The organism is Cobetia sp. SIMBA_158, assembly GCF_046566945.1.
GTDB lineage: Bacteria > Pseudomonadota > Gammaproteobacteria > Pseudomonadales > Halomonadaceae > Cobetia > Cobetia amphilecti.
This window is the reverse complement of the sequence record NZ_JAWJYL010000316.1, coordinates 1-275: the sequence shown is the minus strand read 5'-3', so window position 1 is coordinate 275 and position 275 is coordinate 1. Positions and strand designations below refer to the sequence as shown.

Annotated in this window: 1 protein-coding gene; it reads left to right on the top strand. The window is 63.6% G+C overall.

Annotated features, from left to right (window positions below):
• Window positions 1–60 precede the first annotated feature (60 nt).
• Window positions 61–275 (top strand): sugar phosphate nucleotidyltransferase (locus R2R70_RS20125; protein ID WP_410978920.1); only part of this gene is annotated, 215 nt, incomplete at its 3' end.

The following is a 275-nucleotide window of genomic DNA, read 5'->3' as shown; positions in this document are numbered from 1 at the left end:
GTCTGAATGCGCTTCAGTCGCAGGAGACGGTGGCGTGTTCCTCGAGAGCGGAGCGATACCATGTCATCAGTGCAAGCAGAGAGGTGCGACATCGACGAAGGGCGGCAGCCGGCGTCCCGTCCGGTCGTCGATCAGTCGACGGCGCTGCCGCGTACCCGGATTCTGCCGGTCATCCTGGCCGGCGGTTCGGGCACACGCCTATGGCCGATTTCGCGCGAGCATTATCCGAAGCAACTGATCGACGTCGTCGGCTCGGATTCGTTGCTGCAAGCCAC